Annotated in this window: 22 protein-coding genes; 5 read left to right on the forward strand and 17 right to left on the reverse strand. The window is 65.9% G+C overall.

Going from position 1 to position 21,911, the window contains the following annotated elements; translation table 11 throughout:
• Positions 1 to 10: 10 nt before the first annotated feature.
• The 5 genes from ACTJKX_RS27740 to ACTJKX_RS27760 all read right to left on the reverse strand — a co-directional run bounded on the left by ACTJKX_RS27740 (position 11) and on the right by ACTJKX_RS27760 (position 5,691).
• Entirely contained in the window at positions 11 to 1,006 is a 996-nt protein-coding gene (locus ACTJKX_RS27740; RefSeq protein WP_440727217.1) for an aldo/keto reductase, read from the reverse strand.
• On the reverse strand, positions 1,003 to 1,974 hold the full coding sequence (locus tag ACTJKX_RS27745) for a sugar-binding transcriptional regulator (RefSeq protein ID WP_440727218.1): 972 nt from the start codon (positions 1,972 to 1,974) through the stop codon (positions 1,003 to 1,005). The genes ACTJKX_RS27740 and ACTJKX_RS27745 overlap by 4 nt, the downstream gene beginning before the upstream one ends.
• A gap of 10 nt (positions 1,975 to 1,984) precedes the next feature.
• A complete protein-coding gene (locus ACTJKX_RS27750; RefSeq protein ID WP_440727280.1) occupies positions 1,985 to 2,926 on the reverse strand; it encodes an ABC transporter permease in 942 nt (313 codons plus the stop codon).
• Between the two features lie 86 nt (positions 2,927 to 3,012).
• Complete coding sequence (locus ACTJKX_RS27755; RefSeq protein WP_440727219.1) at positions 3,013 to 4,533, reverse strand: sugar ABC transporter ATP-binding protein; 1,521 nt, start codon at positions 4,531 to 4,533, stop codon at positions 3,013 to 3,015.
• Between the two features lie 246 nt (positions 4,534 to 4,779).
• Entirely contained in the window at positions 4,780 to 5,691 is a 912-nt protein-coding gene (locus tag ACTJKX_RS27760; RefSeq protein ID WP_394312734.1) for a substrate-binding domain-containing protein, read from the reverse strand.
• Between the two features lie 376 nt (positions 5,692 to 6,067).
• Between ACTJKX_RS27760 and ACTJKX_RS27765 the strand changes: the two genes are divergently transcribed.
• Both ACTJKX_RS27765 and ACTJKX_RS27770 read left to right on the forward strand, forming a co-directional pair.
• Entirely contained in the window at positions 6,068 to 7,411 is a 1,344-nt protein-coding gene (locus tag ACTJKX_RS27765; protein ID WP_311937771.1) for an acetyl-CoA hydrolase/transferase family protein, read from the forward strand.
• A gap of 167 nt (positions 7,412 to 7,578) precedes the next feature.
• A complete protein-coding gene (locus ACTJKX_RS27770) occupies positions 7,579 to 8,043 on the forward strand; it encodes a YbaK/EbsC family protein (protein WP_440727220.1) in 465 nt (154 codons plus the stop codon).
• Positions 8,044 to 8,267: 224 nt separating this feature from the next.
• On the opposite strand, the gene ACTJKX_RS27775 is transcribed toward ACTJKX_RS27770, so the two are convergent.
• Positions 8,268 to 8,675 (reverse strand): DUF2000 family protein, encoded by a 408-nt coding sequence (locus ACTJKX_RS27775; RefSeq protein WP_415082539.1) that lies wholly within the window; start codon positions 8,673 to 8,675, stop codon positions 8,268 to 8,270.
• Between the two features lie 53 nt (positions 8,676 to 8,728).
• On the opposite strand from ACTJKX_RS27775, the gene ACTJKX_RS27780 reads away from it, so the two are divergent.
• Entirely contained in the window at positions 8,729 to 9,604 is an 876-nt protein-coding gene (locus tag ACTJKX_RS27780) for a helix-turn-helix domain-containing protein (RefSeq protein ID WP_440727281.1), read from the forward strand.
• 28 nt (positions 9,605 to 9,632) lie between these two features.
• On the opposite strand, the gene ACTJKX_RS27785 is transcribed toward ACTJKX_RS27780, so the two are convergent.
• The 9 genes from ACTJKX_RS27785 to ACTJKX_RS27825 form a co-directional block, all read right to left on the reverse strand.
• Entirely contained in the window at positions 9,633 to 11,141 is a 1,509-nt protein-coding gene (locus ACTJKX_RS27785; protein ID WP_440727221.1) for an amidohydrolase family protein, read from the reverse strand.
• The gene (locus ACTJKX_RS27790; protein ID WP_440727222.1) at positions 11,138 to 11,566 is read right to left on the reverse strand and encodes a VOC family protein; all 429 of its coding nucleotides are present in this window, start codon (positions 11,564 to 11,566) and stop codon (positions 11,138 to 11,140) included. The genes ACTJKX_RS27785 and ACTJKX_RS27790 overlap by 4 nt, the downstream gene beginning before the upstream one ends.
• 1 nt (position 11,567) lies before the next feature.
• The gene (locus tag ACTJKX_RS27795) at positions 11,568 to 12,461 is read right to left on the reverse strand and encodes an ABC transporter permease (RefSeq protein WP_440727223.1); all 894 of its coding nucleotides are present in this window, start codon (positions 12,459 to 12,461) and stop codon (positions 11,568 to 11,570) included.
• Positions 12,458 to 13,507, reverse strand: a complete 1,050-nt coding sequence (locus tag ACTJKX_RS27800) for an ABC transporter permease (protein ID WP_440727224.1) — start codon at positions 13,505 to 13,507, stop codon at positions 12,458 to 12,460. Before ACTJKX_RS27800 ends, ACTJKX_RS27795 begins: the two co-directional genes overlap by 4 nt.
• Positions 13,504 to 15,069 (reverse strand): ABC transporter ATP-binding protein, encoded by a 1,566-nt coding sequence (locus tag ACTJKX_RS27805; protein ID WP_440727225.1) that lies wholly within the window; start codon positions 15,067 to 15,069, stop codon positions 13,504 to 13,506. The genes ACTJKX_RS27800 and ACTJKX_RS27805 overlap by 4 nt, the downstream gene beginning before the upstream one ends.
• Before the next feature lie 112 nt (positions 15,070 to 15,181).
• Positions 15,182 to 16,234, reverse strand: coding sequence for a BMP family ABC transporter substrate-binding protein (locus tag ACTJKX_RS27810; RefSeq protein ID WP_440727226.1), 1,053 nt, complete (start codon positions 16,232 to 16,234; stop codon positions 15,182 to 15,184).
• A gap of 87 nt (positions 16,235 to 16,321) precedes the next feature.
• Positions 16,322 to 16,651: an NIPSNAP family protein gene (locus tag ACTJKX_RS27815; protein WP_440727227.1), complete on the reverse strand. Its 330-nt coding sequence runs from the start codon at positions 16,649 to 16,651 to the stop codon at positions 16,322 to 16,324.
• A gap of 16 nt (positions 16,652 to 16,667) precedes the next feature.
• On the reverse strand, positions 16,668 to 18,296 hold the full coding sequence (locus tag ACTJKX_RS27820) for a GMC family oxidoreductase (protein WP_440727228.1): 1,629 nt from the start codon (positions 18,294 to 18,296) through the stop codon (positions 16,668 to 16,670).
• 4 nt (positions 18,297 to 18,300) lie between these two features.
• Positions 18,301 to 19,140 (reverse strand): uracil-DNA glycosylase, encoded by an 840-nt coding sequence (locus ACTJKX_RS27825; RefSeq protein ID WP_394312606.1) that lies wholly within the window; start codon positions 19,138 to 19,140, stop codon positions 18,301 to 18,303.
• A 161-nt stretch (positions 19,141 to 19,301) separates the two neighbouring features.
• Between ACTJKX_RS27825 and ACTJKX_RS27830 the strand changes: the two genes are divergently transcribed.
• Positions 19,302 to 19,967 (forward strand): TetR/AcrR family transcriptional regulator, encoded by a 666-nt coding sequence (locus ACTJKX_RS27830; RefSeq protein ID WP_311937794.1) that lies wholly within the window; start codon positions 19,302 to 19,304, stop codon positions 19,965 to 19,967.
• An 86-nt stretch (positions 19,968 to 20,053) separates the two neighbouring features.
• Here the strand turns inward: ACTJKX_RS27830 and ACTJKX_RS27835 are convergent, their stop codons facing one another.
• Positions 20,054 to 20,335, reverse strand: a complete 282-nt coding sequence (locus ACTJKX_RS27835; RefSeq protein WP_068297566.1) for an HU family DNA-binding protein — start codon at positions 20,333 to 20,335, stop codon at positions 20,054 to 20,056.
• A gap of 326 nt (positions 20,336 to 20,661) precedes the next feature.
• Between ACTJKX_RS27835 and ACTJKX_RS27840 the strand changes: the two genes are divergently transcribed.
• Positions 20,662 to 21,210 carry a methylated-DNA--[protein]-cysteine S-methyltransferase gene (locus ACTJKX_RS27840; protein ID WP_394312603.1) on the forward strand — a complete coding sequence of 183 codons (549 nt, stop codon included), beginning with the start codon at positions 20,662 to 20,664 and terminating at the stop codon, positions 21,208 to 21,210.
• Between the two features lie 63 nt (positions 21,211 to 21,273).
• Here ACTJKX_RS27840 and ACTJKX_RS27845 read toward each other — a convergent pair whose 3' ends face one another.
• Positions 21,274 to 21,825 carry a TetR/AcrR family transcriptional regulator gene (locus ACTJKX_RS27845; protein WP_440727229.1) on the reverse strand — a complete coding sequence of 184 codons (552 nt, stop codon included), beginning with the start codon at positions 21,823 to 21,825 and terminating at the stop codon, positions 21,274 to 21,276.
• Positions 21,826 to 21,911: the final 86 nt, after the last annotated feature.

Here is a 21,911-nt window from a genome sequence, read left to right on the forward strand (position 1 = left end):
CTCCACCCTGTCAGGCCGTGACGGCGGCAAGATGGGCCGCGATGGCGCGGTCGATGGCGGCGAGGTCGTCGGCCGATAGAATGAGGCGCCCGGCGGCGGCATTCTCGCTGGCCTGCTTGTCGTCGCGTGCGCCGCACAGGGCATAGGTGATGCCTGGCTGGGCGATGGTCCAGGCGATCACGAGCTGGGCGATCGTCGCGCCGTGGGTGGAGGCGATCGGGGCCACCGCGGCGGCGAAATCGGCGACGCGGGCGCGGTTGTCGCGCGAGAAGCGCGGATTGTCCTTGCGCAGGTCGTCTCCGGCGAAGTCGCGCTCCGGCCCGATCTTGCCGGTAAGCAGGCCCAGCGCGAGCGAGGAATAGCTGAGCGTGGAGACGCCGTTGGCGGCGCAGATCGGCAGGAGGCTGGTTTCGATCTCGCGGTCGAGCATGGAGTAGCGCTCCTGGATGGCGTCGACAGGGCCGGCGGCGAGATAGGCCGTGAGGTCGTCGGCGCTGACGTTGCTGACGCCGATGGCGCGGATCTTGCCGGCGCGCTTCAGCTCGAGCAGCGCGTCCATGGTCTCGGCCACCGGGGTGGTCGGGTCCTGCCAATGGGTGATGTAGAGGTCGATATAGTCGGTCTGGAGGCGCGTCAGGCTCTGCTCGATTTCGTGCAGGATGCCGTCGCGGCCGAGATAGCGATGCACCTTGTGGTCCATCTCGTCGAAGAAGTAATTGCCCTTGCCGTGATGCCAGTTGAGCCCGCATTTGGTGGCGATGACGACCTCGTGGCGGCGGCCTTTGACGGCCTCCCCGACCAGCGCCTCGGCCCGGCCGAGCCCATAGGCCGGGGCGGTGTCGATCAGCGTGACGCCCCTGTCGAGGGAGGCACGGATCGCGGCGATCGAGGCTTCGTCGTCATGGCCGCCCCACATCCAGCCGCCCATGGCCCAGGTGCCGAGCGCGATGGCGCTGGCGGCGATGTCGGAATGGCCCAGTGTGCGCAGGGGAATCGGAGGGATCATGTCGGCCTCTTGAGAATGTCGAGAACGTGGGTGCCGGTGGCCTCGTCGGTGGCGAGGATGTCGAGATAGCCGCCGCGCAGGATGCCGGCGATCGGCTCGGCCTTGTGGGCGCCGGTGGCGATGCCGATGGTCATCGGGATGGCCTTGAGTTCCTCGGGGCTGAGCGCGACCACGCGTTCGTTCAGCGGGTAGTCGCAGAGGCGGCCGTCGGCATCGATGAGATGGGCGATCAGTTCCCCGGCCGCCCGGCTCTGCCTGAGGCCGTCGAGCCCGCCGGCGCCCGGCGCGTGCAGGCTGAAATAGGTGGATGTTTCCGAGAGCACCGAGCCGATGCCGACCAAAGCGATGCGGGCGCCGCGCGCCCGGTCGAGCACCTCGCCGACCGATTGCAGCGACATCAGCACGTCCCGCTCAGTGCGGGAGGCGGCGAAGATCGGCGCGTGGATCTGGAAGGCGCGCCCCTGCAGCTTGGAGGCGAGCTGGGCGGCGAGGTGATTGACGTCGACGAAATGCTTGCCCTGCACGCCGCCGGTAGCCGGCACCACGGTGACGTCATAGGCGCGGGTGGGGGCCAGGGCCTGGATGACCGCGCTGACGCCGACCCCGCCGGAGACGCAGATGGTATCGCCGTCCCGGAGCACGGTGAGGATGTGGTCGGCCACCGAACGCCCGGCGGCCTGCAGGTTGACGCCGTCCTGGTCGGAGGCGGAGGGCACCACGATCGCCTCGCTGAGACCGCTCGCCTCGGCCAGCGCCTGTTCGAGCTCGAACAGGTCCTGGCGCGGCGACTTCACCTCGATCCGGACATAGCCGCGCTCATGCCCCTCCTTGACGAGACGGTTGACCATCGGATGGGACAGGCCGGTGCGTTTGGCGATCTCGGCCTGCGAAAGGCCTTCGATGTAATGCATGACCAATACCCGATGGATGCGGCGGAGCCGCTGGTCGCCTTCGTTGTCTTTTGCCACGATGCCTGTCCTATGCCTTCCGAGTCAGAGCCTGCTTGCGCTTATGTAGCAGGTGATCGAAGGCGACGGCGGCAAACAGGATCAGGCCGCGTATGGTGTCCTGCCAGTAGGGCGAGACGTCGAGAAGGATCAGCGAGCTCGACACCACCGACAACAGCGCCATGCCGAGGATGGCACCGAGGATGGTGCCCGAGCCGCCATTGAGGCTGGCCCCGCCGATCACGGCGGCGGCGATGATGTTGAGCTCCATGCCGACGCCGAAGGTCGGCGTCGCCGCGCCGAAGCGGGCCATATAGATGACGCCGGCGACACCGGCCAGGGTCGAGCACAGCACGATGCAGAAGAACTTCACCCGGGCGGTGCGGATGCCCGAATAGGCGGCGGCCCGTTCGTTGGAGCCGGTGTAGAAGACGCGGCGGAACAGGGTCGCCTTGCGCAGGAGCAGGTCGAAGGTGACGACCACGATGAGGAAGATCAGGATCACCACGGGCACACCGTAGACGGAGCCCTGGCCGACGAACTTGAAGCTCGGCGGCAGGGAGAACAGCGACAGCGGCGTGCCGCCGGTGATCGCAAGGCACAGGCCCCGCACGATCACCATGAAGGCGAGCGAGACGATGAAGGAATGCAGGCCGATGCGCGTCACGGCCAGCGCCATGGCGGCGCCGATGGCGGAGCAGGCGAGGATGGCCATGGCGCTGGCAAGCCAGGGGTCGACACCCGCCAGGAAGAGCCAGCCGCCGATCACCATGGCGAAGCAGACGACGGAGCCGACCGAGAGGTCGATGGCGCCGACGATCAGGAGCACGGTCATGCCGACCACCACGATGCCCTCGACGGCGAAGGACATCGTCATGGCGCGCAGATTGGTCCAGGTCAGGAAATAGGGCGAGGCGAAGGACATCACCACGCACAGGGCCAGGATGATCAGCACGAGGCCGAGCTCGCGCATGTTGCCGAGGCCGTGCAGCCAGTTCGAACGGGCCGGCGACGGCGCTTCGGGGTGCTTCTGGTTCACTGAGGTTTCACCCATCACGGTCATGCCGCCCTCCCGGTGTTTTTGTTCAGTCCCGATGCGAGGCGGATCAGTTTGTCTTCGGTCATGTCGGGTCCCATGACCTCGCCGACGATCCCGCCCTCGTGGATGACGAGGATGCGGTCGGCGAGGCCGATCAATTCGGGCAGTTCGGACGAGATCACCAGGATGCCGGTGCCCTGGTCGGCGAGGTCGCGCAGGATGCGATGGATCTCCGCCTTGGCGCCGACATCGACGCCGCGGGTCGGCTCGTCGAGCAGGATGACCTTGGGGGACACCGACAGCATCTTGGCGATGGCGACCTTCTGCTGGTTGCCGCCCGACAGCGTGCTGACCGCATCGTTCAGCGAGCCCCGGCGCAGGCGCAGGAGATCGCCGAGGCGCCGCGCCTGCTCCAGTTCGGCCGCGCGGTCGACGAAGCCGATGGCGGTGGAGACGCGGCCGAGATCAAGCGCCGAGACATTCGCGGCGATCGGCAGGTCGAGGAAAACGCCCGATCCCTTGCGGTCCTCCGAGAGATAGACGATGCCGCTGGCGATGCTGTCCGCATAGGTCGCGGGCGTCACCTCACGTCCCTCGAGCCGGATCCTGCCGGCGCTGCGGCGCATCAGCCCGCAAATGCCGAGCGCCATCTCGGTACGGCCGGCGCCGATCAGCCCGGCGACGCCCAGCACCTCGCCACGCCGGAGCTCGAAGGAGATGTCCTTGAAATGCGTGCCGTCGGAGAGGCCCTGCACCGTCATCAAGGCGGACGCTTTGGCGCTGTCGGGGTTTTTCGGCGGATAGAGCGTGCCCAGCGCCCGCCCGACCATCTTGCCGACCACGCTTTCGGGCGTCATCTGCGCGATGTCGTCGGTGGAAACGTGCTGGCCGTCGCGCAGCACCGTGATGCGGTCGCAATGGGCGAAGATCTCCGCCATGCGGTGGCTGATATAGATGATGGAGATGCCGCGCGCCTTGAGGCCGGCCATGATGGCGAAGAGCTTGCCGGCTTCGCGCTCGGTCAGCGCGGCGGTCGGCTCGTCGAGGATGAGGATGGAGCAGTCGAGGGTGAGCGCCTTGGCGATCTCGACGATCTGCTGCTCGGATATGGTGAGCTCGCCGACCAGGCTGTCGGGATCGATGCTGCCGAGTTCGGCCAGGATGGCGCGGGCCTTTTCGCGCAATTCGCCATAATTCATGAAGAAGGCCTGGCGGCGGTTGGTCGCGGCCATGAAGATGTTCTCGGCCACCGAGATGCCGCTGCACAAGGCGATCTCCTGGTGCACCAGGCCGATGCCGAGCGCCTGTGCCCGCGCCGGCGAACCGATCTCGACCTTTTCACCGCGGATGCGGATCTCACCGGCATCGGGCCTGACGATACCGTCGATGATGTTCATCAGCGTGGACTTGCCCGCGCCGTTCTCCCCGGCGAGGGCGTGGATCTCGCCCTTGCGGACGCTGAGGCTGACATTGCGCAGGGCCTGGATCGCGCCGTAGGCCTTGCTGACGCCTGTCACTTCAAGGGCAAGATCATAGGTCATGACCGGTCTTCGTCCTGAGTGGGTGTGAAGTCCGGATAGGGCGGTGCGACCCCTCATCCGGCGCTTCGCGCCACCTTCTCCCGCAGGGGGAGAAGGCGATTGGTTGGCGTTGCGCTTGCCAGAATGATTCCCTTCTCCCCTTGCGGGAGAAGGTGCCGGCAGGCGGATGAGGGGTTGCGTTGCCCTATCCGGAATTCAAAGCCGCCTGGGAACACTGCGCTTGCAGGCAGGTCCGACGAGCCCCGATTATTCCTCGATGCCCTTGGTGCCGCGGCGCTTGAGATAGGCGTCCCAGTAGAAGTCGTCGGCATTGTCCTTGGAGACGACGGCAAAGCCGTTGTCGACGAAGGGTACGCCCATCGGGTTGTAGCCGGCGCGCTTCCAGTCGTTCATCGGGTCGATCAGGTCGGGATGCTTGGCCATGAACAGCAGCATGAAGCCCATATAGCCCTGGATGCCCTGGTTGGGATTGACCGAGCCGAAGACCTGCCCGGCCTTGATCATGTCGAGGATCTTGGCGTTCACGTCGGCGGTCATCACCTTGATCTTGCCGCCGAGCTCCTGGGAAGCCTGGGCTGCCCCCAGTGCCGAATTGGCCTCGGGCATGAACAGGGCCGCAAGATTGGGATTGGCCTGGGCGAGGGACTGCACCGCCTGATAGGCCTTGGTCGGGTCCTGGTTGGTGGCGACGCGGCCGACCAGCTTCATGCCGGGATATTTCTCGCCCATGCGGGCGATGAAGGCGGCGACGCGCTTGTCGTGGTTGTCCTGCCCCGGGTTCTCCAGCACGGCATAGTCGCCCTTGCCGTCCAGCGCCTTGGCGACCATGTCGGCGGCCGCGATACCCTCCCGATTGTTGTCGGAGGTGACATAAGAGGCGCGCTTGGAATTGGGCGAGTCGGCGGCGAAGGTCACCACGGAAACGCCGGAGTCCACGGCGCGGTTGATCGGCTCGATGAAGGGATCCGAATTCATCGGATGCACCAGGATGCCGGCCGGGTTCTTGGCCAGGGCCTGGTCGAAGCTCGCGATCTGCTTGGTGACGTCATATTCCGGCGTGCCGGTATAGGCCGTCTTGCAGCCCATCGACTGGGCGGCCTGCTTGAAGGCCTCATAGACCGGGAACCAATATTCCACGCCCGAGACCATGACGTTCATCACATAGGTCTCGCCTTCCTTGCAGCGGAACTTGCTGTCTGCCTGCGCGCTCGCGCTGGAGACGAAAGCCGCGCTCGCGGCCAGTCCGATGAGCCATTTCCTGATGGGCATCCTCACCTCCCGATGGTGTTCGCCGGGCTGTTTCCCGGTGTTGTCGTTTGATGTTGAAATAAATTTCACTATGTGATATTCATTTCAAAAGGGATATAGAGGAGATCGCGGGCGGACGCAATGGTCATTTGTCGGGAGGCGTGTGTGGCGTGCTCCGGCTTCCGGAAAGCCATGTCCGTCCCTCCCCTTCGGTTGACAGCGCTGTGGTCGTCAGGGAAGCTGCCGCAAAGGGCGCAAAGCGCCGTCACGATTGGGAGGAAGCGCCATGACCATTGGCCTTCGGGGCAAGCAGGCGACGAAGATCACGGCGGCCGAGGCGGCGGCACGGGTCAAGCCCGGCATGTGGCTCGACTACGGATTCGGACTGACCCAGCCCGATGCCTTCGAGGTGGCCCTCGCCGCCCGGCGCGACGAACTCCATGACGTCAAGATCCGCCACTGCCTCACGATGCGGGCGCGCGCCACCCAGGAATGCGACCCCAATGGCGAGCATTTCGGCTGGTTCAACTGGCACTTCTCCGGTTATGACCGCAAGCAGCACGATGCCGGGCGCTGCAACTACATCCCGTTCAATTTCGGCGAGGCGCCGGACTTCTATCGCCGCTTCATCGATCCCGTGGACATCGTCGTGATCAAGACGGCGCCGATGGATGCGGAGGGTTATTTCAACTTCGGCGGCGGCGCCACCTATGTCGAGGCCATCCTCGAGCGGGCCCGCCTGATCATCGTCGAGGTCAACGAGGACACCCCTGCGGTCTATGGCGAGGGCAACCGCGTTCATGTCAGCGCGGTCGACCACATCATCGAGGGCGATGGCCAGAAGGCGCCTGAGATCGGCAATCCCGAGCCGAGCGAGATCGACCGGGCGGTCGCGGCCCGTATCGTCGAGGAAATAGAGGACGGGGCCTGCCTGCAGATCGGCATAGGCGGCATGCCCAACGCCGTCTGCACCATCCTCAAGGATAGCGGCATCCATGATCTCGGCATCCATACCGAGATGATGACCGACGGTATCGTCTCGCTCTATGACGCCGGCCTGGTGACTGGTGCGCGCAAGATCATCGACCGCGGCTGCTCGGCCTTCACCTTCGCGGCCGGTTCGCGCCGCCAATATGAAGCGATCAACCGCAACCCCGATTTCAGATCCTATCCGGTCGACTACACCAATCTGCCGCACAACATCGCCAAGAACGACAATGTGGTGTCGATCAACAACACCACGCAGATGGATCTGCAGGGCCAGGCGGCCTCCGAGAGCGACGGCCATCGCCATATCTCGGGCACCGGCGGTCAGCTCCAGTTCGTGCGCGGCGCCTATGCCTCCAAGGGAGGCAAGTCCTTCCTGTGCATGTCCTCGACCTTCGACAAGCGCGGCGACCGCCGCAGCCGTATCGTGCTCAATCTGACGCCGGGCAATGTGGTCACCACGCCGCGCACCGACGTGATGTATGTCGTCACCGAATACGGCATGGTCAATCTCAAGGGGCGTTCGGTGGCCGAGCGCGCCAAGGCCCTGATCGGCCTCGCCCATCCCGATTTCCGGGAGGGCCTGGAACGCGAGGCCCGCGAGAACGGTCTGATCCCGCGCTTCTGCTACGGCATGGCGTGAGGAGAGGTTCCCGGGACCGCAGGCGTCTCGCCTGCCTCTATCTTTCCTGCAAGCTCGGTGCTTCCAAGANGAGCAGGCGAGACGCCTGCGGTCCCGGGAAACACGACTCGCTTGGCACCCTCGCCTGCCTGCCCTAACTTGACAGGCTTTCGGATGAGGACGATTTCATGACGCAAGCCATTGACCGGGTCCGGCAGGCCCTGCTGCAGGCCGGGCATCCCGACACCATCGCGATGTTCGCCGAGGGCACCCATACCGCCGCCGAGGCCGCCGCTTCCGTGGGCTGCAGTGTTGCCCAGATCGCCAAGTCGATCATCTTCCGCTCGGGCGAGATGCCGATCCTGGTGGTCGCCTCCGGCATCAACCGCATCGATCGCGCCAAGGTCGGCGCCGCCCTCGGCCGCAAGGTCGAGCGGGCAGATCCCGCCTGGGTCGAAGCCACCACCGGCTTTGCGGTCGGCGGCGTGGCGCCGGTCGGGCATCTGGCGCCGGCCCTCATCCTGATCGACGAAGACCTGCTCGTCCTCGATCCCGTCTGGGCCGCAGCGGGGTCGCCGACCCATGCCTTCCGCACCACGCCGGCCGACCTCGTCAGGGTGACCGGCGGTTCGGTGGCAAATGTGAAGGCCTGAGCGTTCCGGGTCCCGGCAGGCCCGGCGCGTCCCATCCCGTTTGCCGGTCTCAAGGGGCAATGCAGTTCACTTAAGCGTTTCGGGGGCTCGACCTTTGTCATTGCCGGGCTTGACCCGGCAATCCAGCTACCCGGCGGTTCGTCCGTGCGGCTTCTGGGTAGCCGGGTCAAGCCCGGCTATGACAAATTCGGGGGGGTTCCTGCTTAAGTGAACCGTATTAGGTCTCAGGGGTGCATTTTCGCGCCCTTGACGATCTTGTCGACGAGCTTCTTGTCGGCCCGCAGCGCAATGCCGACCACCTTGGCGTCGTCGACGGTGAAATCGGCAAAGACGGCGCGATTGGCGGCATCGTGGCCGGTCTTGAACATCTCCTCGATATAGAGCGAGGTCCGGACGCCCCGGTCGAGCGAGCGGCGATGGATCGCGCTCATCGTTTCCGCATCCGCGGCCAGCACGATGGCGGGCTGCACCGACAGAGCGTTGTAGAAACGCCCGGCGCGATCACGATAGGCTTCGCCGATCATGTCGGGTGCCTGGGCGACAATACCGCTGGTGAGGAAGGCGGTGACGTTGAGCGCCTGCCAGGCGGCAAGATCGTCTCGCAACACGATGGCAAACTTGGTATCGAACATGAATGACGACTTTCGAGTCAGAATCTTTGGATGCCGAGCCCCAGGCCGGTCTCTTGCCGCCATCCCTAGGGCGGCAGGTCTTCCAGGGTCTTGAACGTTCGTGCGACGACGGCATCCGTACCGCGCCCCCGCTGCCCGGCATCGAGCGCATGGAAGCCTGGTTTCACGGCAATGCCTTCGAACTCCACCGCCACGACACCTATGCCGTCGGCGTCACCCTCGACGGTGTCCAGAGCTTCCGTTACCGCGGCGCCTCGCGCGCCAGCCTGCCGGGGCAGATCCTGGTGCTGCATCCGGACGAGCTGCATGATGGCGGCGCCGGCACCGAAGAGGGGCTGCATTACCGCATCCTCTATCTGGAGCCCTCGCTCCTGATGCGGGGGCTCGGCGACGGCGCGGTGTCGTTGCCTTTCCTGCGCCAGCCGGTATTCAGCGATCCGGCACTGCGCGAGGACATTCTCGGCTTGCTCGGTCCGCTCGACCGCGGGTTGGAACAGCTTGCCGCCGACGATCTCCTTGCCCGCCTGGCGCAGGGTCTGGCGCGCCACGCCGGCCAGCCGCTCAAGCCTCTTGGCAGCCTGGCTTGGCGGCAGGTCGACCGGGTCCGCGACTATCTCGAGGCCCATGCCCTCGAGGCGGTACGTTCGGAGGAACTGGAGGAGATCGCAGGGCTCGATCGCTACGCCCTGTCCCGACATTTCCGCGCCGCCTTCGCCACCAGCCCGCACCGTTTCCTGCTGATGCGGCGCCTGGGGCAGGCCCGCGCTTTGATCGCGGCGGGCGAACCGCTCGCCGAGGTCGCGGTCGCCACTGGCTTTGCCGACCAGAGCCACCTCACCCGCCATTTCAAGAAGGCCTATGGGCTGACGCCGGGGCGCTGGGCCGGCCTGGTCGAGACCGGACGGCGGTCAGGTCAGGTTGCCGCGTGAGGGGCGAGCCCAGGCATGCGCGGCGCACTCACCCGCGTGATGCGATGTATCGGTCCATGCCGATCTCCTCGGCCGTGGCGCGGCGATGGATCTCATTGAAATAGGGATGGAAGATGGCGTTGCGGGCTTCGATCTCGGCATGACCAGCCAGGAAAGCCGGCATGGCCTCGCGGATCTCGGCCAGGACGGCCTCCTCGTCGATGCGGGTCAACAGGCCCTGTTCCACCACGATCTCGCCCTCGACCATCACGCGTTCGATCGAAGCGCCGTTCTCGGCATGGACGAGCTGCCTGACGATGTCGTTGAGCGGCGTGAAGGCGAGGCTGTCGAGCCGAAGCATGATCAGGTCGGCGCGCTTGCCGACCTCCAACGAACCGGTGATCTCGCCCAGCAGGGCGCTACGCGCGCCGCCCAGCGTGGCAGCGTTGAGGATTTCCCGGGCGGAGACCCAGCGCTCATGATCGGGGCCGGTGGCGCTTTGCACCAAAGCGGCCGTGCGCATCACGTCGAAGATGCGCGCGCTGTCGTTCGAGCACACACCATCGGTGCCGAGGCCGATGATGACCCCCGCATCGATGAGGCGGCGGAGCGGCGCGATGCCGGCACCGAGCTTCAGGTTGGAGACGGCATTGTGGGCCACTGAGCAGCCCGCCGCGCCCATCAGGGCGATATCGTCCTCATCGACCCAGACCGAATGGGCGATGGTGATGCCGGGGTGAAGCAAGTCGAGATCGTGCAGGTAGCGGATCAGGCTCTTGCCGTGCAGGAGTTCACCGGTCACCGCCTGGGTCTTGGTTTCCAGGATGTGGGTGTGGAAGGGCACGCGCCATTGCCGGGCCAGTTCGTCGCAGGCCAGCATCAGTTCGGGCGTGCAGCGCTGGGGCGCGGAGGGCGCGATCATGAAGCGCAGGCGCCCGGCCTTGTCCTGGAAGGTAGCCAAGGCGGAGCGGCAATAGTCGACATAGGCGGCCGCGGTGATCGGCGGCCCGAAATCGAGCTTGGCCTGCAACTCGGTCGGCATGGTCTGCCGGCCATAGGCGATGGCGTCCAGCGGGTGGATGTTCATCACCGCGCTGGAGACATTGGCGCGGATGCCGGCATCCTCATAGGCGCGGAACACGGTGCCGAGCCTGTCGAGATCGTGCCGGGGCGGGTCGAAGAAATCGTCGCAGAGCAGGGTGACGCCGCCCTTCAGCGATTCCATCGCGAGCAGCAGCGTGCGCAGATAGAGCAGGCGCGGCGGCAGCAGCGGGCCCATCAGCAGCGGATAGGCATAGAGCAGCCATAATTCCAACGGCAGGCGCTCATAGCGCCCCCGGAAGAAGGTTTCGCCAGAATGGGTGTGGGCGTTGACGAGGCCCGGCATCACCAGCCGGCCGCGCCCATCGATCAGCCTCGCGCCGGGATGGTCGCCGAGATCGGGGCCGATGGCGGCGATGCGGTTGCCCTCGATGAGAAGGTCGCCGCTGAAGGGTGTGCTGCCCTGCTCGCCGCCCATAGCGAGGAGGGTGGCGTTGCGGATCAGGGTGGTGTTCATGCCAGTTTCCCCGGGGCGCCGCCATCGAGCCAGGCATAGAGCTCCCAAACCTCCCCATCCGGGCCGGCGAAATAGCAGCAGCGTGCGTTCCAGGCGTAATCGGCGGGCGGTCGTTCGAAGGCCACGCCCTTGGCGGCGAGCTCGGCATGGCAGGCGTCCAGCTCGGCCGGCGAGGCCATCAGCACGGCGATCAACACATTGTGGTGGCCCGAGCCGCGCTCGGCCGACAGGCCGGCATGCCGGCTGATATGGCCGATCTCCCACAGCGCCAGGGTCAGCCCGGCGCCGTTGAAATCGGCGAAGCCGGGCGCGCGGTGCTTCAGGGTGAAGCCGAGCTTGTCGACATAGAAGGCGATCGAGCGCTCGATGTCCGCGGTGAGGATGCAGACGTCGCTGATCGCGTGGCGTTGGGCAAAGGCCGTCATGTCAGTAATCCCGTAATTCGCCGCCCGTTGCGGCCGCCTTGATCCCGCCGCGCAGCTGCCCGCTGATCCACACGCCCAGCACCGTGGCGAGATAGGGCAGCGCGAGCAGGAGATCGCGGGGCACCTTGTCGCCGAAGGCGAGCTGGGCCCGGATGCCGAGCGCATCGACGACGGAGAAGAACAGCGCCGCCAGGGCCGAACCGATTGGATGGCCGCCGCCGAAGATCACCGAGGCAAAGCCCATGAAGCCGCGGCCGGCCGTCATGTTGATGCTGAAGAGCTGGAGCGTGCCGAGCGCCAGTTCGGCGCCGCCGAGGGCGCAGAGCACGCCGCCGCCCATCAGGGCGATGAGGCGCATGCGGGCCGGCGCCACGCCGACGCTGCGGGCCGCGAAGGGATGCTCGCCACAGGCCGTCAATTGCAGGCCGAAACGGGTGCGCCGCACGATCACCCAGAGCGCCAGCACCACGAAGGGCATTGATATCACCAGCACGGAGAGCACCCCGAAGGGGCCGAAGGCCTCGCCGAGCCGGGGCAGCCCCCGCCCGGCCATCACCGAGGCCTGGCTGCCATAGATGGCCTGGACGGCGAGATCCGTGCCGCCGAGACCGAGGCCGGTGAGGCCGAGGCCGGCGATGATCGGATGGGCGCGCAGCTTCTCGACCACGAACCACAGCAGCATAGAGCCGAGCACGCAGACCACGATGGCAAGGCCGAGGCCGAAGGCGACGGAGCCGGATTTGGCGGTGCCGACGGCGGCGGCACAGGCGCCCGCGATCATCAGCCCTTCCAGACCGAGATTCCAGATGCCGGCGCGCTGGGCCAGCATGCCGGCCATGGCTACATAGATCAGCGGCGTGCCCGAGCGCAGGATGGCTATGAGGATGTCGCTCATGGCTGGGTCCTCCGCGCCGGCAGGCGCCGCTTGATGAAGTCGGGCAGCAGCCAGGTGCGCGCCGTGATGAACAGGGCGATGGCGGCGTTGATCACGTCGATGGCAGCGGCCGGCAGGCCGGCGATCACCGGCAGATAGAGGCTGGCGGCGGCAAGGCCGCCGAAGAACAGCGAGACGATGGCCGCGCCGGCCACGGACAGGCCCGCGACCAGGGCGATCAGGATCGCGGTAAAGCCATGGCCGGGCAGAAAGCCGCTGACGAGGCGACCATTGGGACCGAGCAGCTCGATCGAGCCTGCGAGACCCGCCAGGGCGCCAGAAATCAGGAAGGCCGACAGCCCGAGGCGGGAGAGCCGGGCGCCCTGCCAGGCGATCATCACCGCGTTGCGGCCGGCCAGACTGGAGAGCACGCCATAGGCGGTGCGGTTTACCAGGAGCCAGACCAGAACCAGCACCAGCACGGACAGGGCGATCGTGGTGGGCGACACGCCGACCGAGGTGGCGATGCGGTAGGCGGAGGCAACGGGGCGGCTGGCCGTGACCTGTCCGGTGCCGGAGGGATCCTTCAGCGGGCCGGAAGTGACATAGACCAGCAGCAGGCCGGCCATGAAATTGCCCATCAGCGTGGTGATCACCTCGTCGGTGCCATAGCGCAGCCTGAGGAAACCGGGCCAGGCCGCCCACAGGGCGCCCGCCAGCATGCCGGCCAGCATGGCCACGGGCACCACGACCAATGTGGGTGCGCCGTTCAACAGTTGGACGGCCGTCGCCGCGCCGATGGCACCGAGATAGAACTGGCCCTGTGCCCCGACATTGAAATAGCCGCAGCGAAAGCAGACCAGCACGCCGGCGGCGGTGATCACCAGCGGCAGAGCCCAGCGCAGGCTCTTCATCAGCGCATTGGGCGAGGTGAAGGCGCCGTCGGCGATGCTGCGGAACATCTCCGGGGCCGAATAGCCGGCAAACTCGAACACGATGCCGCACAGGCCGAGGGCCAGGGCGACGAAGCTGACGGCGCGCAAAATGGGGAGGAGGCGGGCGGTCATGCGGCTTCATCCAGGCCGACATCGCCGACCATGGCTTGGCCCACCGCCGCCATGTCGAAGGGAGCGGTGAACTCGGCGACGATGCGGCCGGAGAACATCACCACCACGCGGTCGGCGATGTCGAAGAGTTCGTCGAGGTCCGAGGAGATCAGCAGCACGCCGCAGCCCTGGTCTCGGCAGGCTCTGAGCGCGCGCCAGACGAAGGCGGTGGCGCCGATGTCGAGGCCGCGGGTGGGCTGGGCCGCGATGACCAGCCGCGCCGTCTCGTCGATCTCGCGGGCGAGAATGACCTTCTGGGCATTGCCGCCCGAGAGCGAGCCGGCCGGCTGGGTGGTGGTGGCGAAGCGGACGTCCCACCCATGCAGGCTGGCCTGGCAGGCCTTCCTCAGCCGCGCGGGAGCGACGAAGGAAAGGATGCGCCCCAGCAGCAGGTTGCGGGCGGCCCAGTTCTCCCAGAGCGAGCTGGTCAGGCTCAGCCCCTCGCTGTTGCGGTCGAAAGGAATGATGCGCAGGCCGGCGGCGCGGCGCTCGATCACGGGGCGCCTGGTGACATCCAGCCCATCGAGCGCGATGGTGCCGCGTTCCAGGCCGACGAGCCCGGCGAGGGCACGGACCAGCGTCTGCTGGCCATTGCCTTCGACACCGGCGATGCCGACGATTTCGCCGCCGCGGATGGCGAGGTCGGCCCGGTCGAGCGGGCGCCCTTCGCCGTCCGGGCGGGTGGTGACGGCCTTCATGTCGAGGATGGGGGCGGCCGCGGATGGCATCGCGGCGTGGGTGGAAGGTGCGCTGACGCCCTCGCCGACCAGAGCGGCCTTATCCGCCTTGTCGAGGCCGGTGGCGGTGCCGATGATCGCATTGGCGAGGCGGGTGGCGTCGATGGTGCCCACGGGCACACAGGCCTCGATCAGGCGTCCGCCGCGCAGGACGCTGACGGTCTCGGCGATGCCGAGCACCTCGCGGATCTTGTGCAGGATCAGAATGATGGTGACGCCGCGCTCGCGCAGGCCGCGCAGGCGCTCGAACAGGGTCTCGATACCCGAAGGCGACAGCACGGCGGTCGGCTCGTCCAGGATGAGGATGCGGGCATCGGTCACCAGGGCACGGGCGATCTCGACCGCCTGGCGGGTTTCCACCGGCAAATCGCGGATGCGGGCGCGTGGATCGACCTTCACGCCGAGGCCTTCGAGATGGGTGGCCCAGCGGGCCCGCAGGGTCTTGGCGGAGAACAGCGCCCCGCGGCCCTGCGCACCGAATTCCATGGCTTCGGCGACGGTGAAGGAGGGCGGCAGGGCGAAGCTCTGATGTATGAGTTCGACGCCGGCGGCGCGAGCGGCATTGACCTTACCGAGCGGCACGGGTTGTCCCCCGATCAGCAATTGTCCGGAGGAAGGCCTGACGATGCCGGCGCAGACGCGGGCAAAGGTGGTCTTGCCGGCGCCGTTCTGTCCCACGACGGCATGGATGCGGCCGGCCTCGAAGCCCAGGCTCACCTGCCTGAGCGCCGCAACCTCGCCGAAGAGGACACTGACATCGCCGCATTCGAGGGCGTGCTGGGGCATGGTGGTCTTCCCGGATGCGCGGGCCCTGGGGCCGCAACCTGTCGGATGGAGCACTGCGCCTCGCCACGGCCGCAGGCAAGACGGCGCGTGTCGAGGCGGCGGGGAGGGGGCTCTAGAGCGCGGTGTTGAGCGGCACCTTGAGCGTTCCGGCGATGATCTCCTTCTTTGCCTTCTCGATGTCGGGCCAGATCTCCTTGGCCTTGGCCACGAGATCGGCCGGACCTTCCTTGAGGAAGGTGTCCGAGAGCTCGAAGTCGATCACGCCGGTGTCGATGCCGGTGGCGACGTGATGTCCCTTCCAGCCTTCGGCCAGCGCCTTGCTGACTTCCTGATAGAGCGACAGGCCGAAGTCGAGCTTGACGATGGCGGCGACCGCCTTGGGGCCGAGCTTGTACTGCTCCCTGGAAATGGCGCTGACCAGGCGGCCGGGCGCTTCGGTCGCGGCTTGGATTATGCCTGTATCCGTCGCGGCCGAGTCGGTCTGGATGTAATCGACGCCGGACTGGAACAGCTGGTTGGCGATCTCGTGGCCCTTGGCGGGGTCCTGGAACGAGCCGGCGAAAGCGCCGGTGAACTTGATGTTGGGGCCGATCACCGCGGCTGCCGCCTTGAGGGCATTGAGATCGGCGATCTGGCCGGGAATGCTGGCGCCGCCGATATAGCCGATAGCGCCGGTCTTGGAGATGCGGCTGCCGAACAGGCCCGAGAGATAGCAGCCCAGATAATAGTCATAGGCCACTGTCACCTCATTCGGGATCGCCGGCTCGAACGGGTCGGCGTAGAGCTGCACGAATTTGGTGTTGGGATATTCGGGCGCCACGGCCTTGAAGGGCTCGGCGACCTCGTTGAAGGTCGAGACGACCACGCTGGCGCCGGCATCGCCGAGGCTGCGGAAGATCGATTCATAGGTCGCGGCGTCCTGCGCATAGATGATGCGGGTGGCAAAGCCTTTTTCGCCGGCCAGCCTCTTCAGCGACGCGATCATGCCGTCGACCGGGCCGTTGTCGCCAGCCGCCTGGGTATGCACCAGCGCCACCAGGCCATCGGCGGCCCGGGCCTGGCTCGACAGCAGGCCGAGCGCTGCGACGCCTGCTGTGCCGATGAGGAATTGGCGGCGTGAGGACGAATGCCGGAACAGGCCTGAAACGGAGGGAGTCTTCGTCATCTGTCAGTTCCCTTCTCTTGATCTGGATGGTGTTGGTTTCTTGTTGTTTTCCGCGACGCTTCGGCGCCCCGGTTCGTCACTTCGCCGTCAGGCCGCCGGCAAGGGCGGGCAGATCGAGGCCGGCTTGAGCATCTTGACCTCCTGAGAGATCATGGCGTCCAAAGCCCAGACTTCGCCGATGAACTTGGTCCAGGCCGGGTCCGCAGCCATGGCGGCGCGCCGTGTCTCGCGGTCGCCCAGGCCCTGATAGGCCCACATCATCACGATCTGGTGCAGCGGGCCGATCTCGCTGACCCAGAGGCCCATGAAGGTGCCCAGATGCTTCTTCTGGATCGGCAGGCCTTCGGTCTCATATTTCTTGAGCCAGCGGTCGAGCTGGCCCGGCTTGAAGCTGTAGGTGCGCTGTTCGATGATCATGGCTGCCGCTTCCGTGTCATAGCTTGGTGTTGAGGATGAAATCGGCAGCCCGCTCACCGATCATGATGGTCGGCGCATTGGTGTTGCCGCTCGAAATGATCGGCATGATCGAGGCGTCCGCGACCCTCAGCCCCTCGATGCCGCGGACCCTGAGCTCGGCATCGACGACGGCCTCGGTATCGTTGCCCATCTTGCAGGTGCCGACCGGATGGAGCGTGGTCAGGGCCGAGGCCCGCAGCCATTCCAGCAGTTCACCGTCGTTGAGCACGCCAGGCCCCGGTGCCAGTTCCTTGCCGCGATAGGGATCGAAGGCCGGTTGAGCGATGACCTCGCGCATCATGCGGATGGCTGAAATCATCGTCTTGCGATCGAATTCGGTGGCGAGGTAGTTGGCTTGGATACGGGGCGGCGCCGCCGGATCGGCGGAGCGCAGCGTGATGGTGCCCCGGCTCTCCGGATTGACCGGGCCGACCCGGATGGTGAAGCCATGATTGGCCTCCACCGCCTGTTTGCGGAAGGGATTGGGCCAATGCAGATTGGCGGTCTTCTCCAGCGCCGGCATGAAATGAGCCTGGATGTCGGGCGCCACCAGGTCAGGCCGCGACTTCATGAAGGCGCCGGCCTCATAGGGGAAGGTGGTGGTGATGCCGGTGCCCAGCACCATGCCCTGCGCGACCGAAGCGATCAGCTTGTCGGCGCGAAGATCGCCATAGAGCGTCACCGGCTGCTTGCATTCGTAGCTGAGGCAACAATCGACATGGTCCTGCAGGTTGCGGCCCACGCCCGGCAGGTCGTGCCGTACCTCAATGTCATGTTTAGCCAGCTCATCAGCCGGCCCGATGCCGGAAAGCATCAACAATTGCGGTGAGTTGACGGCTCCTCCGCACAGGATGACCTCCCGTCCGGCCCGCACGGTGCGTGCCCGCCCGCCCTGCGTGAACAGGACGCCGGTAGCACGTCCGTTCTCCACCAGAATACGTTGGCTGAGCGCGTTCACCTCTACCGTCAGGTTGGGCCGGTCGAGCACCGGTCGCAGGAAGGCGTGGGAGGTCGACCAGCGCTTGCCCTTGCGGATGGTGAAATCATAGCGCCCGAAGCCTTCCTGTTCGGCTCCGTTGAAATCGTCGTTGCGGGGATAGCCCGCCTGCACGCCGGCTTCGATAAAGACATCGAATAGCCCGTTGCGGCCGCGGGCGCGGCAGACGGTGAGGGCGCCCTCGGTGCCGTGGAAGGCACCGTTGCGCTCGACATGGGTCTCGGAACGGCGGAAGGCGGGCAGCACCTCGTCATAGGACCAGCCCGGCAGGCCCATCTGGGCCCAGCGATCGTAATCCTGGGCGTTGCCGCGCACATAGATCATGCCGTTGATGGTCGAGGTGCCGCCGAGCGCCTTGCCGCGCGGCCAATAGAGCGTGCGGTTGTTGAGATGCGGCTCGGGCTCGGTGCGGTAATTCCAATTGTAGAGGCCGGAATTGAAGAGCTTGCCCATCAGCATGGGCAGGCGGAACAGGGGGTTGCGGTCGCGTCCGCCCGCTTCGAGCAGCAATACGCGATTGCCCGGATCCGCGGACAGACGGTTGGCGACGACGCAGCCTGCCGAGCCGGCGCCGATGATCACATAGTCATATTCGGCATCGCTGCGCATGGCCTCACCAGTCTATCGGGGCGGCGCCGAGAGCCTTGAGCCGCTCATTGCCGAGAATGAAGGGATTGGGCAGGCCGAGCACCGCATCGCCCCGGGCCGGATGCTCGCGCAGGATGCAGTCGTCGCCCTCCATGATGCCGGCCGCCCGGAGGGTCTGCGCCGCTGCCTCGCCAAAGCCGAGGAAGACCACTTTCTGCCCGGAACCGGCGAGATGGCGCAGCACCGCCACGATCAGCGGCCGCCACAGCGGCAGGTGGCCCCGGCTTTGATGCGGATCGATGGAGACCTGGAAGCGGCTGAGGGTCAGCGAGGCGTTGAGCAGCAGGGCACCGCTGGCCACCCAGCGATCGGCGACGGCATTGGCGGGTTCGAGCGCGACGGTACCGGCCTCGATGGCGGTGCGCAGGCGTGGCCAGTCGGTGGTGCTGCCGGCCCAGCCGGCCTCGCCGGTGCGGGCGGCGACGATCATCTGCATCACCGTGCGGATGCTGACCGAGAACATCTTCTCGAGTTCGCGCCATTCGGCGACATTGCCGGCCTCGAAGGCGCGGCCGGTCGAAAAGTCAGGGCTGGGATAAGGATCCTGGCCCAGCACCACGCAGCGCACCTGCTGGGGCTCGAGGCCGTCGAAGGCACGCAGCATATGCGCCCCTCTGGGCTGGCCGGGAAAGAGCCGCCCCTTGCGCACGGGAAAGACCGGTTCCCACGGCTCCAGCGCCAGTTCGCCATCCATGTCGGCAAAGCCCAGCTCGACCGGGCCGAGGATATCGCGCCAGGCAGGCGGCAGATCGTCATGCCAGCCATCCAGCACGTCCCGCATGACGTCACGCAATGATGTCGGCATCGCTGCTGCATCCCCCTCGTTGCAAGGAGGATAGGCAAAACCTGACCAAAACGTCAAGTTATGAGTTGAAAAAATCTGACGCTTCGGTCAGGTTTTGACATCGGGTTCCGATACCGGCATTTCCGGGACACGGACGCATCTCGAGAATGCGGGAGGACAAGGTGGCGACGACCAGCGCAAAGAAGGCGCGCAAGGATGGTTCGGACAACGAGGAACGCATCCGGGCCCGCAACGAGGCGGCAATCCTGGCCGCTGCGATCGACCTGTTCGCCCGCAAGGGTTTCGATGGGACGCGGATCGCAGAGGTTGCCGAACATTCGGGGCTACCCAAGGCGAACGTCTATTATTACTTCCCGGCCAAGGAGGATATCTATCGCGCTTTGATCGACCGGCTGATCGCCAGCTGGGATACGGCGCTCGAAGAGTTGCAGCCCGAGCGCGACCCGGCCGAAGCCATCATGGCCTATATCCGGGCCAAGCTCGACTATTCACGCCGGTTCGCCGCCCAGTCCAAGCTGTTCGCCAACGAGATCCTCAGCGGCGCGAAGTTTCTCGACAAGGCCGGCCGCAGCCACGTCAAGCAGGCGACGAGCGCCAAGGCGGCCGTGGTCGAAGGCTGGATCGCTGCCGGCAGGATGGCACCGATCGCCATTCCGCATTTCTTCATCATGCTGTGGAGCACGACGCAGTTCTACGCCGATTTCGAGGTGCTGGCCTGCGATGCCATGGAAGTCAGCCGGCTGACCAAGAAGGATTTCGAGGCGGCCGCGCTTGCTATCGGCGATATCGTTCTGCGCGGCTGCGGCCTCGCGATGCCGCCTGCCTGAGACCGAAAGCGTAGGCGCAAAATAAAACGGGACGGTGTCTCGCCGACACCGTCCCGTTTTTGAAATGGGGCTTGCGGCCCGCGAAATCAGCCGTTCACGGCATCCTTGAGCGCCTTGGCAGGCTGGAAGACCACCTTCTTGGAAGCGGCGATCTTGATGGTGGCGCCAGTGGAAGGGTTGCGGCCTTCGCGTGCGGGCTTGGCCTGCACCTTGAACTTGCCGAAGCCGTTCAGGGAGACTTCCTCACCCTTGACAGCCGCTTCGGTGATCCCTTTCAGAACGTCCTCGACAGCTGCCTTAGCGGCAGTCTTAGTCAGGCCATGAGCGGCGGCAATACGGTCGGCAAGATCGCTGGTGCTGACAGGCATGATGTTATCCTTTCGATGATTCGTCCGATGGCGTTATCGCATGACCGGTTCGATATCGCCATCGCATGTACACCGGAAACGCACGGAAATCCTGCTTTTTTAACGGATATGAACGGATTTTCTCGCGCTCAACCCTTGTTTGGAACGGTTTGAATTTGCAAACGCCGCGTGGTGATGCCGTTTGGTAAAGTGAAGGCCTTGCTGGTGAAGCTTCGGCGGATGTCAGGGGACTGGCGAACTATACTTGCCGACCATAGATATCGGGTGGAAGCGCGGGGCTTTTTGCGGTGATATCGCGGCAAGTTCAACCACAGGGAGACGAAGCGATGACTTCCCCCCATTTTGCCTTGTTCGACACCGAAATCGGCACCTGTGCCCTGGCCTGGGGCGATAGAGGCCTCGTCAGCGTGCAGCTGCCATCCCATAGCCCGGCGGGCCTGAGGGCGCGCATGCTGCGCTCCCTGCCGGGTGCGGTGGAGGCCGAGCCGCCGGCGCCGGTTCGCCAGGCCATCGCGGCCATCCAGGCCCTGCTGGCGGGGGAGGCCGCCGACCTTTCCTTCATCGAGCTCGACATGGCCGCTGTGCCGGAGTTCAATCGCCGGGTCTATGCAGTGGCGCGAGCCATCCCCCCCGGCTCCACCATGACCTATGGCGAGATCGCCAAGCAATTGGGCGATCCCCTGCTGGCGCGTGATGTCGGCCAGGCCATGGGACAGAACCCTTTCACCATCGTGATGCCCTGTCATCGGGTGATGGCGGCCGGCGGCAAGTTCGGTGGCTTCTCGGCCTATGGTGGTGTGACGACCAAGCGTCGCTTGCTCGAGATCGAAGGCGCGCTACCAAAACCCGAACCTACCTTGTTCGGCTGGGCATGAGGCACGACAGATCGGGCCGCAAGGGCGAAAGCCGGCGGCCCGGCGAGGAAAAATCGGGCGTGGTTACGAGCCGGCCACCTGCCGGAGCGTCGCCGACAGAATCTCGTCGGAAAGGGCAGGATCGTCGGCGATGCGGGCCAGGATGACGGCGCCGACCATGGCGGCCCAGCCGGCGATCGCGGCACTCCGCCGTTCCTGCGGCGTTTCGCCGGGAGCGGACGCGCTGAAATCCTCGATCTGTTCGCGCAGGGAACGGGTTAGCACGGCACGGATATCCTGTGACCCGCGTACGGCTTCGGTGCCGAGTGCGGCAAAGGGGCAACCCTCGGCACGGGCGTCACGATGCCTGCGGCTGAGATAGGCCGTGGCATAGTCGGCCATCGTCCGGCCCGGAGGGTTGGTGCCTTCGGACTGGGACAGCACATGGGCGAGCGCCTGGGCGATCAGGTCCTCCTTCGACTTGAAATGACCGTAGAAGCCGCCATGGGTGAGTCCGGCGGCCGCCATGATCTGCGCGACGCTCACCCCTTCTAGCCCCTTCTCCCGATAGAGGCGCGCGGCCGCATCCAGGATGCGGTGGCGATGCTCGGCAACCTGCTCGCGGCTGACTTTCATGAAGTGCCCTCCTGTCTCGCTTGACTTTATACATGATGTCCATCATGAATGCATTATATATGATGACTATCATGAATAAGTTTGGA

Source organism: Labrys sp. 22185 (assembly GCF_052045555.1).
Taxonomy (GTDB): Bacteria; Pseudomonadota; Alphaproteobacteria; order Rhizobiales; family Labraceae; genus Labrys; species Labrys neptuniae.